The organism is Brevundimonas sp., from assembly GCF_027484365.1.
GTDB lineage: Bacteria > Pseudomonadota > Alphaproteobacteria > Caulobacterales > Caulobacteraceae > Brevundimonas.
The window spans coordinates 64,641-80,643 of sequence record NZ_JAIXTC010000031.1 but is presented as its reverse complement, the minus strand read 5'-3'; the positions used below and the strand labels follow the sequence as shown (position 1 = coordinate 80,643).

14 protein-coding genes are annotated in these 16,003 nt (G+C 67.8%); 9 read left to right on the top strand and 5 right to left on the bottom strand.

The genetic code is table 11. The features are described 5' to 3' along the window. Positions 1 to 8 precede the first annotated feature (8 nt). The 5 genes from Q0044_RS16620 to Q0044_RS16600 form a co-directional block, all read right to left on the bottom strand. Positions 9 to 968, bottom strand: a complete 960-nt coding sequence (locus tag Q0044_RS16620) for a hypothetical protein (RefSeq protein WP_298163625.1) — start codon at positions 966 to 968, stop codon at positions 9 to 11. Between the two features lie 63 nt (positions 969 to 1,031). Then, positions 1,032 to 1,313, bottom strand: coding sequence for a DUF427 domain-containing protein (locus tag Q0044_RS16615; protein ID WP_298163624.1), 282 nt, complete (start codon positions 1,311 to 1,313; stop codon positions 1,032 to 1,034). Between the two features lie 12 nt (positions 1,314 to 1,325). Continuing rightward, entirely contained in the window at positions 1,326 to 2,093 is a 768-nt protein-coding gene (locus tag Q0044_RS16610; RefSeq protein ID WP_298163623.1) for an ABC transporter permease, read from the bottom strand. Then, on the bottom strand, positions 2,093 to 3,043 hold the full coding sequence (locus Q0044_RS16605; protein ID WP_298163622.1) for an ABC transporter ATP-binding protein: 951 nt from the start codon (positions 3,041 to 3,043) through the stop codon (positions 2,093 to 2,095). The genes Q0044_RS16610 and Q0044_RS16605 overlap by 1 nt, the downstream gene beginning before the upstream one ends. A gap of 212 nt (positions 3,044 to 3,255) precedes the next feature. After that, complete coding sequence (locus Q0044_RS16600; protein WP_298163621.1) at positions 3,256 to 5,154, bottom strand: FG-GAP repeat protein; 1,899 nt, start codon at positions 5,152 to 5,154, stop codon at positions 3,256 to 3,258. Between the two features lie 389 nt (positions 5,155 to 5,543). Between Q0044_RS16600 and Q0044_RS16595 the strand changes: the two genes are divergently transcribed. The 9 genes from Q0044_RS16595 to Q0044_RS16555 all read left to right on the top strand — a co-directional run bounded on the left by Q0044_RS16595 (position 5,544) and on the right by Q0044_RS16555 (position 16,003). Next, the gene (locus tag Q0044_RS16595) at positions 5,544 to 7,157 is read left to right on the top strand and encodes an NAD(P)/FAD-dependent oxidoreductase (protein WP_298163620.1); all 1,614 of its coding nucleotides are present in this window, start codon (positions 5,544 to 5,546) and stop codon (positions 7,155 to 7,157) included. Between the two features lie 241 nt (positions 7,158 to 7,398). Beyond that, positions 7,399 to 8,130 (top strand): hypothetical protein, encoded by a 732-nt coding sequence (locus tag Q0044_RS16590; protein WP_298163619.1) that lies wholly within the window; start codon positions 7,399 to 7,401, stop codon positions 8,128 to 8,130. Positions 8,131 to 8,296: 166 nt separating this feature from the next. Then, a complete protein-coding gene (locus tag Q0044_RS16585) occupies positions 8,297 to 8,836 on the top strand; it encodes a lipocalin family protein (RefSeq protein WP_298163618.1) in 540 nt (179 codons plus the stop codon). Between the two features lie 10 nt (positions 8,837 to 8,846). Beyond that, positions 8,847 to 10,166: a PQQ-dependent sugar dehydrogenase gene (locus Q0044_RS16580; RefSeq protein WP_298163617.1), complete on the top strand. Its 1,320-nt coding sequence runs from the start codon at positions 8,847 to 8,849 to the stop codon at positions 10,164 to 10,166. A gap of 246 nt (positions 10,167 to 10,412) precedes the next feature. After that, the gene (locus tag Q0044_RS16575; protein ID WP_298163615.1) at positions 10,413 to 12,212 is read left to right on the top strand and encodes a long-chain-acyl-CoA synthetase; all 1,800 of its coding nucleotides are present in this window, start codon (positions 10,413 to 10,415) and stop codon (positions 12,210 to 12,212) included. 100 nt (positions 12,213 to 12,312) lie between these two features. Continuing rightward, positions 12,313 to 13,182, top strand: coding sequence for a flagellar motor stator protein MotA (gene motA, locus Q0044_RS16570; RefSeq protein WP_298163614.1), 870 nt, complete (start codon positions 12,313 to 12,315; stop codon positions 13,180 to 13,182). A 166-nt stretch (positions 13,183 to 13,348) separates the two neighbouring features. Next, the gene (locus Q0044_RS16565; RefSeq protein WP_298163613.1) at positions 13,349 to 13,636 is read left to right on the top strand and encodes a hypothetical protein; all 288 of its coding nucleotides are present in this window, start codon (positions 13,349 to 13,351) and stop codon (positions 13,634 to 13,636) included. Between the two features lie 116 nt (positions 13,637 to 13,752). After that, on the top strand, positions 13,753 to 15,546 hold the full coding sequence (mnmC1, locus tag Q0044_RS16560) for an FAD-dependent 5-carboxymethylaminomethyl-2-thiouridine(34) oxidoreductase MnmC1 (RefSeq protein ID WP_298163612.1): 1,794 nt from the start codon (positions 13,753 to 13,755) through the stop codon (positions 15,544 to 15,546). 46 nt (positions 15,547 to 15,592) lie between these two features. Beyond that, positions 15,593 to 16,003 carry a hypothetical protein gene (locus Q0044_RS16555; protein ID WP_298163610.1) on the top strand — a complete coding sequence of 137 codons (411 nt, stop codon included), beginning with the start codon at positions 15,593 to 15,595 and terminating at the stop codon, positions 16,001 to 16,003.

Genomic DNA, 16,003 nt, shown 5'->3' with positions numbered 1-16,003 from the left:
CGAACGCCCTAGTTCGAGGGCTGGGCCGCGGTAGAGGCAGGCGCGTCCGGGCTCGTCGGCGCGGGAGCGGCCGGGGTCGGCGGGTCCAGAACGAGGGGCGAGGTCTCGATATAGGGCCGGGGCGCGGACTCGGTCGGCGCGGCCGGAACCGCCACGGCGGGTGCGGTCGGGATCGGCGACGCGCGGCGCGGCTGGGCCGTCACGGGCGAAGCGGCGGCCGGCGCAGAGGCGGCGCGGACCGGCGCGGGCCGGCCAGCCACAGGCGCGACCTCGCCGGTCGGGATAGTCCCCTCGAGCGGCGCCGCATCGGCGACCAGCGGGGTGGGCCCCGGGGCCACGGGCTGGGGCGCCGGCAGGGTGGCGAGCCAGATGAAGCCGCCGATGACCACAAGCGCCGCGACGCCCGCGACGATCGGCCAGCGGTCGCCCTTGGCGACCTTCTGCATAGCCGCGCCGACAGAGGCATAGATCGCCGGGGTCACGACCACCGAAGGCAGGGCGCGCGGTTTGGCCGCCGGCTTCGCCTCGGTCGAGAGCGGCGGCGGGACCGTCACGGCGGGTTCCGGCGCGTCCGGTTCGATGACGATTTCCTGCGGCGCCGGCGCGGCTGCGACCGGCTCAGGCTCAGGTGCGACGGCTTCGACCACGGGCTCCGGAGCGACGGGTTCAGGCGCTACAGGGTCGGGCTGGGGAGCCAAGGTTTCGACGCGCGGCTCGACCGGAGCATCGGGCAGGGCCTCGACGGCGGGGGACGCGGGCCGGGCCGGCGGAACCATGGAGCCGGTCAGGATGCCCGCGCCCGGGCGAAGGGCCGGACGCGCGGCCGGGGCCGGGGCCGGGCCGACACGCGACAGGGGGCCGACGCGGAACACGGGCTGGGGCGGGCGCGACCACACGATCCGGCCGCGCGAGAACGGCTCGGTCAGACGGTCTTCAGCGGGGGGGTCTGAAGGGGTCTCGGACGACATGGAAGCGGTCTTAGCTGCGAACGACGGGGGCGTCCAATGTCAGGACTTTAGCCGACCGCACCGTCAGCGAACCTCGACTCCCTTCCAGAAGGCCAGTCTGTCGGCGATCTCGGCAGCGGCGGACCTGGGTTCGGGATAGTACCAGACGGCGTCCCTGTTCTCCTTCCCATCCACGACCAGCGAGTAGTAGGACGCCGTCCCCTTCCAGGGGCAGACCGAGGTGGTCGTCGAGGCCGTCAGCACGGCCGGATCCACGGCGTCACGCGGAAAATAGTGGTTGCCCTCGACCACCACAGTGTCGTCCGAGCGGGCGATCACCACCCCGTTCCAGGTCGCAGTCGTCATCTGTCATCTCCGTCAGGTTTTGAGCCGATAGCCGGTCTTGAACATCCAGCCGACGACCGCGAGGCAGGCGACCAGGAATCCGCATGTCGCGAGGAGGGACCACACGATCGGCACGTCGCCCTGGCCATAGAAGCTCCAGCGGAAGCCGGAGATCAGATAGACCACCGGGTTGAAGTGGGTGATCGTCCGCCACGGCTCGGGCAGCATGTGGATCGAATAGAAGGAACCGCCGAGGAAGGTCAGGGGCGTCACCACCAGCATCGGGATGAAGTTCAGCTGCTCAAAGCTCTGGGCCCAGATGCCGATGATGAAGCCGAACAGGCTGAAGGTCGTGGCGATCAGGATCAGGATGGCCAGCATCCAGACCGGGTGCAGGATCTGAAGCGGCACGAACAGGGCGGCGGTGGCGAGGATGATCAGGCCCAGAACCGCAGACTTGGTCGCCGCCGCCCCGACATAGGCCAGGACGATCTCGAACGGCGACACGGGTGCCGACAGAAGCTCGTAGATGGTGCCGGTGAACTTCGGGAAGTAGATGCCGAAGGAGGCGTTGAAGATCGACTGGGTGAACAGGCTCAGCATGATCAGGCCGGGGACGATGAAGGCGCCGTAGGGCACGCCGTCGATCTCGGTCATCCGGCTGCCGATGGCCGAGCCGAAGACGACGAAATACAGGGCCGTCGTGATCACCGGGGTCACGATCGACTGCCACAGGGTGCGGAGCGCCCGCGCCATTTCGAACTTGTAGATGGCCCAGACGCCATAACCGTTGAAGGTCATCAGTGGGCTCCCGCGCGAATGTCTTGCGCAGGCTCGCGGTGAACCAGGCTGACGAAGATGTCCTCCAGAGAGCTCTGGCGGGTGTTCAGGTCCTTGAAGGCGATGCCCAGGTCCGACAGGCGACGCAGAAGGGACGGCACGCCGGTCTTCCCGGCGTTGGAATCGAACACGAACTCCAGCTCATTGCCCTCGGCGCGCAGGGTCAGGTCCCACTCGGCCAGCTCGGGCGGGATGGTCTCCAGCGGGTCCTGAAGGTTCAGGGTCAGGGTCTTCTTGCCCAGCTTCTTCATCAGCTCGGTCTTGTCCTCGACCAGGATCAGTTCGCCCTTGAGGATGACGCCGACCCGGTCGGCCATCTCCTCGGCCTCCTCGATATAGTGGGTGGTCAGGATGATGGTCACGCCGCTCTCGCGCAGACGACGCACCAGGTTCCACATGTCACGACGCAGCTCGACGTCCACGCCGGCGGTCGGTTCGTCGAGGAACAGGATGTCGGGCTCGTGGCTCAAAGCCTTGGCGATCATGACCCGGCGCTTCATGCCGCCGGACAGGGTCATGATCTTGGCGTCCTTCTTGTCCCACAGGCTCAGGTCCTTGAGGACCTGTTCGATGTAGCCGGGGTTGGGCGCCTTGCCGAACAGACCCCGGCTCAGGGTCACCGTGGCCAGCACCGTCTCGAAGGCGTCGGTGGTCAGTTCCTGGGGCACCAGGCCGATCTTCATACGCGCCTGGCGGTAGTCCCTTTTGATGTCGTGACCGTCGGCCGTGACCGTGCCGGTCGAGGGGGTGACGATGCCGCAGACGATGGAGATCATCGTCGTCTTGCCCGCCCCGTTCGGACCCAGAAGGGCGAAGATTTCCCCCTTGCCGATCTCCAGGTCGATGGGCTTCAGCGCCTGCAGCCCGGAGGCGTAGGTCTTGCTCAGGCCCTTGATGTCGATGACCGGCATGCGGCGCGTCTCCTGAAAGCGGCCGGGCGCCGTGGCCGCAATATGGAGACGTTCGGTCGCGGCTCAAGGTGGTGAGGGCGGGGAAGTCTCCAACTGCTGACATTTCGGAGCCCGCAAGCGGACATGGCCGATGTCTGCCAGGTGTGGATCCAGCCATGACAATGGCCCCGCCGTAGCCAGCTAGGCCGATCACCAGTCAGGAGCGGCGCTGGCTAGGCCGCCATTTGTCGCCGCTGGATGTAGGTCGCCGCCCCGCCCGCCAAAATCAGGCCAAAAAGGATCATCGCCCATTGCGGGAGGGTGGGCACGGCGGCAGGCGGGGCCGCAGGGGCCGTGAAGACATAGGCCGCACCATTGTCGGTCACGCCGCTGTCGTCTTCCAGCCAGGCCCCGACTACGGCGGTATCGCCCGAGACCGCGACGGACGTGCCGAAGCGGTCGTCGGTTGCCTTGTCCGCGGCCAGCAGCTTCGGCTGCTGGGTCCAGACCCCGCCGGCGCGGGAGAAGACATAGGCCGCACCGTTGTCGGTCGTGCCGCTGTCGTCTTCTCGATAGGCACCGACCAAGGCCGTGTCTCCCGAGACCGCGACGGAATAGCCGAAGTTGTCACCACTCGCCTTGTCGGCGGCCAGCAGTTTCTGCTGCTGGGTCCAGACCCCACCGGTTCGGGTGAAGACATAGGCCGCTCCGTTTTCGGTCGTCCCGCTGTCGGCTTCATACTGGGCTCCGATCAGGGCCGTGTCTCCCGAAACCGCGACGGACGTGCCGAATTCGTCGGCGCTCGCCTTGTCGGGGGCCAGCAGTTTTTGTTGCTGTGTCCAGACGCTTCCGGTGCGGATGAAGACATAGGCCGCGCCGTTGTCGAACGTGCCGCTGTCGTCTTCCGAGCCGGCCCCGACCACCGCCGTGTCGCCTGAGACCGCGACGGAATAGCCCAGGAAGTCGCCGGTCGCCTTGTCGGCGGCCAGCAGTTTCTGTTGCTGGGCCCAGACGCCGCCGGTGCGGATGAAGACATAGGCCGCACCGTTGTCGGTCGTGCCGCTGTCGCCTTCCGAGCTGGCCCCGATCACTGCCGTGTCGCCCGAGACGGCGACGGACACGCCGAAGCGGTCAAAGTTCGCCTTGTCGGCGGCCAGCAGTTTCTGTTGCTGGGTCCAGACGCTGCCGGCGCGGGTGAAGACATAGGCGGCACCGTTGTCGGTCGTGCCGCTGTCGTCTTCCGAAGCGGCCCCGACTACCACCGTGTCGCCCGAGACAGCGACGGAACTGCCGAACGCGTCAAAGCTCGCCTTGTCGGTGGCCAGCAGCTTCTGTTGCTGGGTCCAGACTCCGGCGGCGCGGATGAACACATAGGCTGCTCCGTTTCCGGTGGTTCCGCCGTCGCCATTTCCAAAGGCCCCGACCACAGCCGTGTCGCCGGAGACTGCGACCGAAAAGCCGAGCTGCGCGCTGCTTTGCCGATCGGCTGCCAGGAGTTTCTGTTGCTGGGTAAAGGTTGGATCGATGACGACCGGGAAGGCGGCCCCTCGGGTGTCGACGCTGAGGACGATGCGATGCCTTTCGACCTCCATGCGCGACGGCAAGGTGTGTCCGCGGGCGTCGGTCACGACCAGATGATCATAGTCGATTTCGGTCCCGGTCGAAGCCTGGATCAGTTTGGCGTCGCGCCCGTCCGGACGGGCGGTGAAGCCGCCCCCGATGTCCAGCGCCACCTCCAGCCGGTCGCCCGATCCGGCAGGGGCGCGGGCGATGGTAAAGCCCTGTTCCACTCCTGTCGGCTTGTTCAGATACCATTCGGTCACCGAGCCCCGGTCGAATTCGACCCGGTCGCCGTCCGCTGTGGGGTCGGCAGCTTCGGCCGGGAGTATCGCGCCCGCCCAGCCATGGCCGGCGAACCGCACCGGCAGGCGCCAGCCGTCCGCCTCGGAGGCCAGTGCAAACCCGTCGGCGTCGAACCGCGCCTCAAATCCGTTGGCGGAATTGGGGGCGGACAGAACCCCGGCCTCATTCCCGACTGCGTCGTAGGCGTCCGCGACGACGGCCGTGCGGATCTGGGTCCAGTCGCTGCGAGATAGCCCGGCGGGCGGCTGCACCGGGGGAGGCAGCTGCATCGCAATCGTCGTCAAGACGCCCAGTCCCAGAATCGCGACTACCGCGACCCACAAGGCGAAGAGCCTTCCAGGAACGGCGCCGGCGGGAGAACAGACAGGCGCGACGATGACGGCGCTGAGACGATCGAACACGGTATCCCCCATGTTTTGAAAACACGGGATCTTCTCCATGCGCGCGCATCCAACCGGGAGGGCCCTCGGCGGTCAATGTCGTTCTCGCGCCTCAGCGTCCCAAGTTTGGGACGCAGCCGGGGTTGCCTTTTCAGCGAGCGCTGTCGGGACGAATTCAGCGACCGCAAAGGGTCGGGAGCGGTCTTTGACGCTTCGCCGAAAAGGCGACGCCGATCTTCTTCATGCGCTCGGCGTAACGAGCCGCTACAAGGCCGCCGATGTTGCGCCTGTCCGAACTCAAACTGCCTCTCGACCACGCACCGGAGGCCCTGCCCGCCGCGATCGCCGCGCGCCTGGGCGTCCCCGCGCATGATCTGATCTCGTGGTCGGTGTGGAAGCGGGCGCATGACGCACGCAAGAAGTCGGCGATCCTGAAGGTCTATATCCTCGACGTCGAAGTCCGGAACGAGGCGGCGGTGCTGGCCCGGTTCGCCAGGGACCCGCATGTGCAGCCCACGCCGGACGTCGCCTATCGGCACGTCGCGGTGGCGCCAAAGGAACAGCGCCTGAGGCCCGTCGTGATCGGGGCCGGGCCTTGCGGTCTGTTCGTCGGACTGATCCTGGCCGAGATGGGCTTCAGGCCGATCATTCTCGACCGCGGCAAGGTGGTCCGTGAGCGGACGAAGGATACCTGGGAACTGTGGCGCAAGGGCAAGCTCCATCCGGAGTCCAACGTCCAGTACGGCGAGGGCGGCGCGGGCACCTTCTCCGACGGCAAGCTCTACAGCCAGATCAAGGATCCGCGCTTCCTGGCGCGCAAGGTGCTGCACGAGTTCGTCGCGGCCGGGGCGCCGGAGGAGATCCTGACCGAGGCCCACCCGCACATCGGCACCTTCCGCCTGGTGACCATGGTCGAGTCCATGCGCGAGAAGATCGAGGCCCTGGGCGGCGAATACCGGTTCGAGCACCGGGTCACGGACATCGAACTGGAAAAGGGCGCCATCCGGGGCGTGCGCCTGCACACCGGCGAGACGCTGGAGGCCGACCATGTGGTCTTCGCCATCGGCCATTCATCACGCGACACCTTCCAGACCCTGTATGACCGGGGCGTCCATATCGAGGCCAAGCCGTTCTCGATCGGCTTCCGGATCGAGCATCCGCAGTCGTGGATCGATCGGGCGATGTTCGGCCCCTGCGCCGGACACCCCGATCTGGGCGCGGCGGCCTATACGCTGTCGCACCACTGTTCGAACGGGCGGACCGTCTACAGTTTCTGCATGTGCCCAGGCGGGACGGTGGTGGCGGCGACCAGCGAGCCCGGCCGCGTCGTCACCAACGGCATGAGCCAGTATTCGCGCAACGAGCGGAACGCCAACTCCGGCTTCGTGGTCGGCATCTCGCCCGAAGACTACGGGAGCGACCATCCGCTGGCGGGCATCGAGCTGCAGCGTGATCTGGAGACCCGCGCCTATGCGGCCGGCGGCGGCGACTATTTCGCGCCGGGCCAGCTGGTCGGCGACTTCCTGGCGGGCCGCCCCTCGACGGCTTTGGGAGAGGTCGTTCCCAGCTACAAGCCGGGGGTGCGGCCGACCGACCTGGCGCCCCTGATGCCCGACTATGTGATCGCCGCCATGCGCGAGGCCCTGCCCGTCTTCGGCCGCAAGATCGCCCGCTATGACGACGCCCAGGCGGTGCTGACGGGCGTCGAGACCCGCAGCTCCTCCCCCATCCGCATGACCCGCGGCACCGACTTCCAGAGCCTGACCGTGCGCGGCCTGTTCCCGGCCGGCGAAGGCGCCGGCTATGCGGGCGGCATCCTCTCGGCGGCGGTGGACGGCATCAAGGTGGCCGAGGCGGTGGCGCGGTCGATCGTGGGCGAGGCGGTGGCTTAGGCCGGCGGGGTCAAAGTCTGCCAGGGTTTAGCGATCGGCCAATGCGAGGGCCGTTGTCCGGGCTCCGATCACTGAACGGCGCGCGCGCGTTCGCCCGGGTCTGGTGCGCGTCCGGCGCACGGCCCATGATCGCGGACCATTCGTCGCAGACGCCGGACCATGGCGGGCGCCGCCACGAAGGTGCATGGTTCGGTCTGAAGCCGGTGGCGAACGCCGACCCTCTCCGACGAACGGATGCATGATGACACCGATCAGAAACCTTGCCCTCGTCTCAACCGTGCTGGCGATGCTGGCGGCATGCTCCGCCCCGGCGCCGACACTGCCTGCGGCCGAGGTCGTTGACGCGACCAACGGCACCGTGCGGGTGCGCGGCACAGTCCAGTCCGTGACGGACGGGTCGATGACGGTTCAGACCTGGGACGGCCGAACGGTCGCCGTGCCGGTAGCGTCGACAACGCGATTTGTCTGGGTCGTGGCATCCAGCCTTTCGACCCTCCAGGACGGCGATTTCGTCGGGACCGCGACAACGGGTCCGAAGACGGCGCTTCGAGCGCTGGAGCTGGTGATTTTTCCTGAATCGATGCGCGGCGCCGGCGAGGGCCACTATGAGTGGGACGTACCCGGCGTTGTCGCATCACGCGGCGGCAGTTCGGTCGTGTCGAGTGCGATGACCAACGGCACGGTCGAGAGCCAGAGCGCGACGGCCAGCGGGACAATCCCGGCCCAAAGCGCGATGACCAACGGCACGGTTGCCGGCAATGAAGCGTCGTCCGGCGGCCGTATGCTGACAATCTCCTACGAGGGCGGTACGGCCGACGTCACGGTTCCCGAGGGGACGCCGATCGTGCGTTTCGAACCGACCGAAAGACCTTCATTGGCGGTTGGCCAGAAGGTGTACGCCGTCATCCCGCAAGGGACGACGTCTGCCGGGTTTCTGGCGATGGGCAAGGACGGCGTGACCCCGCCGATGTAGCCGGCAGATCGACAGGGACAGCGATCGCGCTCGTCGCTTTCGGCGCCTGCGCCATCGGGGAGGCTCGCCGCCGAGGCATAAAGATCCGGCGGCCGAACGGTCCCGCGCGTCCGCCGGGGGAACTGACCTCGTATCTGTGGTTTTCCATTCAAAGCGAGGACTGCCGATGTCGATCCGAACCCTGGTCATGGCCGCCGTGGCGGTCCTTGGCGTCAGCGCCTGCGCCACCTCCATCCCCGCCGATCAGGTCCGCGCGCCCCAACCCGCCCGCGCCGTCGATCTGGAGCGGTTCTATTCCGGCCGCTGGCTGGAGATCGCCCGCCTGCCCATGAGCCTGACCGACGGCTGCGTGGCCGGGGCGACCAACTATGTGATCCAGTCACCGACCCGGATCGGGGTGCGCGACACCTGTCAGCAGGACACGCCTGACGGTCGCGAGAAGGCCATCGGAGCGTCGGGCACCATCCTCGACCCCGGCTTCAACGCCAAGCTCCGGGCGCGGTATCTGGGCGGTCTGATCACCTGGGAATACTGGGTGCTGGATCATGCCGAGGACTACAGCTGGTTCATCTCCGCCGATCCGAAGTTCGAGAAGCTGTGGATCTATACGCGCGAGGTTCCCGACGCCGCCGAACGCGCTGAACTGGTCGAGCGCGCTCGCGCCCTGGGCTATGATGTCAGCCGCCTCGAATTCCCCGCCTTCTAGGAAACGCCCTATGACGCACCGCCCTCTTCTGCTCGCCGTCTGCGCCTCCGCCCTGACGCTCGCGGCCTGTGGAAGCGGGCCGGTCGCGCCCGAGGGCTCGACCTACGGCGCCCGGCCGACCCTGGTCGATCCCCATCGGAACCTGCTGGCGCCGACCGTGAACATCGCCCCCGCGGTCGGCTGGCCAGAGGGCGTGATGCCGACCGCGCCCCAGGGATTCCGGGTCCAGGCCTTCGCCAGCGGCCTGGATCATCCCCGCTGGCTCTATCGCCTGCCCAACGGCGACATCCTGGTCGCAGAAACCAATGCGCCACCCAGGCCCGAGGGCCAGTCCGGCGGCATTCGCGGCTGGGTGATGGGTCTGGTGATGAAGCGCGCGGGTGCGGCGCCGCCGAGCCCAAATCGCATCATCCTGCTGCGCGATGCCGACGGCGACGGAATGGCGGAGACGAAGTCGACCTTCCTTGAAAACCTGACCTCGCCGTTCGGCATGGCCCTGGTCGGGAACCGGCTGTTCGTGGCCAATGCCGACGCCGTCGTCGCCTTCCCCTACCAGACCGGTCAGACGCAGATCACGGTGCCGGCGACAAAGATCGCCGACCTGCCGGCCGGGCGGAACCACCACTGGACCAAGAGTCTGGTCGCCTCGGCCGACGGGACGAAACTCTATGTCGGCGTCGGGTCGAACTCGAACATCGGCGAGAACGGTATGGACGAGGAGACAGGGCGCGCCGCCATCCACGAGATCGACGTCGCCACGGGCGCCCAGCGGGTGTTCGCCTCGGGCTTGCGCAATCCCGTCGGTCTGGCCTGGCAGCCGGACAGTCGCGCCCTGTGGGTCGCGGTCAACGAGCGGGACGAGCTCGGCAATGACCTGGTCCCGGACTATATGACCTCGGTCCGGGACGGCGGCTTCTACGGCTGGCCCTACAGCTATTACGGCCAGACGGTGGACGCACGGGTTCAGCCGCAGGATCCGGCCAAGGTCGCCTCCGCCCTGGCGCCCGACTACGCGCTGGGCGCGCACACGGCGTCGCTGGGCCTGACCTTCTATGACGGGAGCGCCTTCCCGGCCGCCTACAGCCACGGCGCCTTCGTCGGCCAGCACGGGTCGTGGAACCGCGAACCCAAGGCCGGGTACAAGGTGATCTTCGTGCCCTTCGCCAACGGGGTCCCGAGCGGCGCGCCCCAGGACTTCCTCACCGGCTTCCTTAACGAACAGGGCGAGGCCATGGGGCGGCCGGTCGGGGTCCATATCGATCGGCTGGGCGGTCTTCTGGTCGCCGACGATGTGGGCAATGTGATCTGGCGGGTCGCACCGACACGCTGATCACCGCGGACAGCAAAAAAGCCCCCGGCGCAAACCGGGGGCGTTTCCATTCGCCGTGGATCAGTTCTGCGAAGGTGCCGGGACCGAGTGTCGCAGCATACCTTCCCCTGCGGCGCCGACGCAAAGGCGCCACGCCCGGGCGGAAACCGCGCCGACCACCGTTACGGATTCGCCTGCCGGTTGACCCCGTCCCGCCGGTTGTTCATCACCATCTGATCTACGCCTGCATACGGAGCGACTGCGACAATGGGTTTGGCGGCCAACATCCGACGCGATCTCAAGTTCGCGGCCGGTCTGCGTCGGCTGCTGAAACGCATCAAGCCGATCGCTCTCGATAGCAATGTCCTGGTCTGCGACGATTTCGAGGAAGCGGTCGACAAATTCTCGGAGAACATCGCGCTCCAGGACGAGCACCGCTCGCTGACCTATCGCGACCTCGACGGCATGGCCAACCGCTATGCCCATTGGGCACGCAGCCGGAACCTGAGACGAACCGACGTCATCGGTCTGGTGATGACCAATCGCGCGGAATACATCGCCGCCTGGATGGGATTCTCCAAGGCCGGGATCGCCACGGCCCTGATCAACACCAACCTGACCGGCCAGGCTCTGGCGCACTGCCTCAACATCGCCGGGGTCGCCGTGGTGGTGGCCGACGAGGAGACCTGGCGGAATTGCGAAGAGGCTCGGCCCTTCGTCTCCCGCACCATGATGTTGTGGGTCCTGGGCCTGAAGGATGCCGACGAGGTGTCCGAGCGGCGCGGTCTCGACAACGCGGTGCGCAGCGGATCCTCGGTGCGGCCGAACCGCGCCATCCGCGACGGCATCACCAACCGCGACACCGCCCTCTATATCTACACCTCCGGCACGACCGGCATGCCCAAGGCGGCGCGCATCCACCATGCCCGGGCCCGCACCTATATGCGCGCCTTCGCCGGCTGCACGGAATCGACGCCGACAGACCGGATCCTCAACGTCCTGCCCCTCTATCACTCGACCGGGGGTCTGGTCGGGGTGGGCCCTGCCCTGCTGAACGGCGGCCGGCTGATCCTGAGGCGCAAATTCTCCGCCTCCAGCTTCTGGAATGACGTGAACGCATCGGGCGCGACGATGTTCGTCTATATCGGCGAACTGTGCCGCTACCTGGTCAACTGCCCGCCCCAGGACAACGAGCGCGGCCACAGGATTCGCCTCGCCTTCGGCAACGGCCTGCGTCCGGATGTCTGGCCGGACTTCCAATCCCGCTTCGCCATTCCCCAGATTCTCGAATTCTACGGCTCCACCGAGGGCAATGTTTCGCTGTTCAACTTCGACGGCAAGCAAGGCGCCATCGGACGGGTGCCCAGGTTCCTGAAAAAACAGATCAACATCCGTCTGGTCGCCTTCGACGTCGATTCTGAGCAACCGATCCGCAACGCCAGCGGTCTGGTCAGCGAGGCGTCGGTCGGCGAGATCGGCGAGGCGATCGGCAAAATCAGCGACGACATCCGCCATGACTTCTCCGGTTACGCCGACAAGGCCGCTTCGGAGAAAAAGATCCTGACCGACGTCTTCGTGCGCGGGGATCGCTGGTTCCGCACCGGCGACCTGATGCGCCAGGATTCCGAGGGCTATTTCTATTTCGTCGACCGGATCGGCGACACCTTCCGCTGGAAGGGGGAAAACGTCTCGACGGCCGAGGTCGAGCAACGGCTGGTGGATGCGCCGGGCGTCAAGGAAGTCATCGCCTATGGCGTTCCCGTGCCGGGCGCGGAAGGCAAGGCCGGCATGGTCACCCTGGTGGTCGAAGGTCGGTTCTCGGCCAGGGATTTCGCCGCCTGGGCCGACGAACAGCTGCCCCCCTACGCCCGGCCGGTGTTCATCCGCCTGGCCAAGACGATCGAAACCACCGGGACGTTCAAATACCGCAAGGTCGATCTGGTCGCCGACGGCTTCAATCCGGAGAAGATCGACGGTCAGGTCTACGTACGGGGCGGCAAGTCCGGCTACACCAAGCTGACCGGTGAAGGGTTCACCGCGATCCAGAACGGCAACAACCGGCTATAGAGTCCTCTCCCGTCGCAGTGCTTTTGGCGAGAGATAAGCGGCCGTTAATCAATAACGCCGAAGGTCGAGGCCTCTGCTCCCGGGGACATCGGACCGCTTCATGTTTCAGATCATCGGCATCGTCATGCTGTTCGGCATGGTGTTCGGCAGCTACGCCCTGGCCGGGGGCAAGTTCGACGTCATCATCCACGCCGCACCGCACGAGTTGATGGCCATCGGCGGGTCGGCCGTCGCAGCCTTCCTGATCTCCAACTCGATCGGGGTGGTGAAGTCGGCCCTGGGCGGGTTGGGCAAGGCCTTCGCCGGGCCGAAATGGAAGAAGCAGGACTACAAGGATCTGCTCAGCCTGTTGTTCGCACTGACCAAGACGATGAAGTCCAAGGGCGTCATCGCCCTGGAAAGCCATATCGAGAAGCCGGGCGAGTCCACGATCTTCCAGAAATACCCGAAGGTCATGAAGGACCATTTCGCCACCGACTTCATTTGCGACACCCTGCGGATGATGACGATGAACCTCGAGGATCCTCACCAGATCGAGGACGCGATGGAAAAACAGCTGGAGAAACACCACCACGAGGCCGCCGGAGCGCCGCACGCGCTTCAGGCCATGGCCGACGCCCTGCCCGCCCTGGGCATCGTCGCGGCCGTGCTGGGGGTGATCAAGACCATGGGCTCGATCACCGAGCCGCCGGAAGTCCTGGGCGGCATGATCGGTGGCGCCTTGGTCGGCACCTTCATGGGCGTGTTCCTGGCCTATGGCCTGGTCGGACCACTGGCCGCGCGCCTGCAGGCGATCGTCGACGAGGAAGCGTCCTTCTACAAGATCATCCAGTCGGTGCTGGTCGCCCACCTGCACGGCAACGCCGCCCAGATTTCCGTAGAGATCGGGCGGGGCGACATCCCCTCGTCCGCACAGCCGTCGTTCTCCGAAATGGAAGAGCATCTCGCGGCGAATCCGGCCGAGGCCTGACCACTTTTCAACGAGCTTCTCCCCGCTCCAGCGGCGTAAAAGCCCGCGTGCACGGACGATCACGAACGCGTGAGATTTCGCTTGCGAATCCGCTCACGATCCCGTTATCTCAAGGGTGGAGAGGTCTGACGACCCCTCTCAAAAAAACCCCTAGGAGGATAACCCCATGCGCATCGTTGCCCTGATTGCCGCTTCGGCCGCCGCTCTGGCCCTGGCCGCCTGCCAACCCGCCGCTGAAGAAAAGGCCGCCGACGCCGCCGGTGAAGCCGCCGCCGCCGCCGACACCGCCACGGACGCTGCTGCGACGGCTGATGCCGCCGCTGCCGACGCCGCCGCCGCCGCGACCGACGCCTCCGCCGCTGCCGGCGCGATGGCTCCGGCCGCCGACGCCGCCATGGCTCCGGCCCCGGCTGCCGCCGCTGCCCCGGCCGCTGAGAAGCCGGCCGCCCACTAAGACCTCACGGTCTCGGTATTCGAGCGGCGCGCTGCGTCGCCCGACGGAAAGGGATCGCCTCCGGGCGGTCCCTTTTTTCGTGCCTGCGACGGCTCCGGCCGCCTATAGACCCCGCGATGACCGAAACGGATGACCGCGACCCGCAGCTGGTCTGGACCGAGGCCGGAGAGCCCCGGTCGGGCCGGTACGGCGATGTGTATTTCTCCGCCGAAGACGGACTGGCCGAAACGCGCGCTGTCTTCCTGGACGGCTCCGACCTGCCGCACGCCTGGGCGGGTCGCCGGGATTTCACGGTCGCCGAACTCGGCTTCGGCAGCGGGCTGAACATCGCCGCCCTGCTCGATCTGTGGCGGCGACATCGTCCCGAAGGCGGGCGACTGCACATCTTCTCGATCGAGGGCTATCCGCTGGACGCCGAACAGGCGCGCCGCGCCCTGTCCGCCTGGCCCGGGATCGGGGAGGCGACGGCGGCGCTCGTCGAGCGCTGGCCCGCCTCAACGCCAGGCTTCCACCGCATCGACCTGCCGGAGTTCAACGCCGTGCTCGACTTCGCCGTGGGCGAAGTCGAGTGGGCCCTGGATCAGTGGACAGGCCGCGCCGACGCCTGGTTCCTCGACGGGTTCGCGCCCTCTGTGAACCCGGACATGTGGTCTCCAGCCGTCTTCGACCTGATCGCAGAAAAGTCGGCGCCGGATGCTCGCGTCGCGACCTTCACCGTCGCCGGCGTCGTTCGAAGAGGCCTGGCCGAGCGCGGCTTCGCCGTCGAGAAGCGGCCCGGCCATGGCCGGAAGCGCGAGCGACTCGAGGCGCGCCGGACCGGCAAGCCCGCGGCCCTTCTGCCTCCTCGCGCGGTGATCGTCATCGGCGCGGGCATAGCCGGAGCCGCCACGGCGCGCGCCCTGAGGGCGGCCGGCCTGACTCCCGTGGTCATCGAGGCGGCCGGCGCCGGCACCGGCGCCTCCGGCTTTCCGGCCGCCCTCGTGACGCCGCGCTTCGATCTCGGCGACGGGGCGGTCGCTGCGCTGTTCGCCCAGGCGCTGGAGCGGGCCCATGCGCTCTACAGCCCCCATGCCGGGGCAGTCATCGCGCGCGGCGTTCTGCAGCTGGCTGGGACGGAGCGGGACGCCCGCCGCTTCGACGGCATCGCCGCCCAGCCGATCTGGATCGACGGCGCCATGACACAGGCGAGCGGGGCGGCGGCCTCGGGCTTCGTCGGTGAGCCGGTCGAAGGCCCGGGCCTGCTCATGGCCTCCGCCTTCGTGGTTGCGCCACATGTCATCCTGTCGGCCTGGCTGGACCGCGACGCCGTCCGCCCCGGCGAGGCGGCCCGGCTCGAACCGCATTCGGGGGGATGGCGGGCTCTCGACGGGACCGGCGCCGTTCTGGCCGAGGCGGAGGCCGTCGTCCTCTGCGCCGGGGCGGGAAACGTCTTCCTCGCGCCGGACCTGTCGCTCACGCCCGTGCGCGGACAGGCCGACTGGGTGGAGGCGGGCGGCCCCCCCGGGGCCGTGGCTTGGGGCGGCTATGTCGCGCCGACGGGGACGGGTTTCCTGTTCGGGTCCACGCACGACCGGGGCCAGACCGGGACGGAGATCCGTCCGGCCGATACGGAGCGAAACCTCGCCGCCCTGGCCGCCAGGCTGCCGCGCCTCGCCGGGAGAGTGGATCTGGACGCCGTCCGCTCACGCGCGGCGACCCGGGCCACCACCCGGGACCGCCTCCCGGTCGCCGGCCCCGTGCCCGGCCAGCCGGGACTGTTCGTCGTCGGCGGGCTGGGGTCGCGCGGCTTCTGCCTCGCGCCCCTGCTGGGCGAACATGTCGCGGCGCTGATCTCGGGCGGGCCCTCGCCCCTGCCGTCCGATGTCGTCGACAGGATCACGCCCTCGCGAGCGGCCTTGCGCCGGACGTAAGGCGGGAGGACGGTCGCGGCGTCCAGTTCGAAAGTGGAGTTGTGCCATGCGCCGATCGATCACGGTTCTTCTCGCCCTGTCCGGGCTCGCCGCCTGCGCCCCGACCGAGGGCGGCGCGCAGGGCTCACAACTCGCCACGCGAGACGGCGGAGTGCGTCAGTGTTTCGAGCCCGGCCGGGTGATCAACTTCCGCCAGGGCGAGCAGCAACGTCTCTATCTGCGCGTCCTGGGCGGCGGCGTCTTCCAGGTCGGGTCATCGGGCTGCTTCGACCTGGGCTCGGCCAATGCGATCGCCATCAGTCCCTCGGCGGGGATCAACGACCGACTCTGTGTCGGCGACGGCGCGCGGATCGCCAGCCTCGGTCCGTCAAGTCTGCCCGGGCCCTGTTTCGCCCGCATCGAACGCTCGCTGACCGAGGCGGAGATCGAGGCGCTCCCGGGGCGTCAGCGTCCCTGA

Bases quoted from the DNA above. Each gene is read 5' to 3' on its own strand.
- Q0044_RS16620 (WP_298163625.1), bottom strand. From the start codon at position 968: ATGTCGTCCGAGACCCCTTCAGACCCCCCCGCTGAAGACCGTCTGACC.
- Q0044_RS16615 (WP_298163624.1), bottom strand. From the start codon at position 1,313: ATGACGACTGCGACCTGGAACGGGGTGGTGATCGCCCGCTCGGACGAC.
- Q0044_RS16610 (WP_298163623.1), bottom strand. From the start codon at position 2,093: ATGACCTTCAACGGTTATGGCGTCTGGGCCATCTACAAGTTCGAAATG.
- Q0044_RS16605 (WP_298163622.1), bottom strand. From the start codon at position 3,043: ATGCCGGTCATCGACATCAAGGGCCTGAGCAAGACCTACGCCTCCGGG.
- Q0044_RS16600 (WP_298163621.1), bottom strand. From the start codon at position 5,154: ATGCAGCTGCCTCCCCCGGTGCAGCCGCCCGCCGGGCTATCTCGCAGC.
- Q0044_RS16595 (WP_298163620.1), top strand. From the start codon at position 5,544: ATGTTGCGCCTGTCCGAACTCAAACTGCCTCTCGACCACGCACCGGAG.
- Q0044_RS16590 (WP_298163619.1), top strand. From the start codon at position 7,399: ATGACACCGATCAGAAACCTTGCCCTCGTCTCAACCGTGCTGGCGATG.
- Q0044_RS16585 (WP_298163618.1), top strand. From the start codon at position 8,297: ATGTCGATCCGAACCCTGGTCATGGCCGCCGTGGCGGTCCTTGGCGTC.
- Q0044_RS16580 (WP_298163617.1), top strand. From the start codon at position 8,847: ATGACGCACCGCCCTCTTCTGCTCGCCGTCTGCGCCTCCGCCCTGACG.
- Q0044_RS16575 (WP_298163615.1), top strand. From the start codon at position 10,413: ATGGGTTTGGCGGCCAACATCCGACGCGATCTCAAGTTCGCGGCCGGT.
- motA (WP_298163614.1), top strand. From the start codon at position 12,313: ATGTTTCAGATCATCGGCATCGTCATGCTGTTCGGCATGGTGTTCGGC.
- Q0044_RS16565 (WP_298163613.1), top strand. From the start codon at position 13,349: ATGCGCATCGTTGCCCTGATTGCCGCTTCGGCCGCCGCTCTGGCCCTG.
- mnmC1 (WP_298163612.1), top strand. From the start codon at position 13,753: ATGACCGAAACGGATGACCGCGACCCGCAGCTGGTCTGGACCGAGGCC.
- Q0044_RS16555 (WP_298163610.1), top strand. From the start codon at position 15,593: ATGCGCCGATCGATCACGGTTCTTCTCGCCCTGTCCGGGCTCGCCGCC.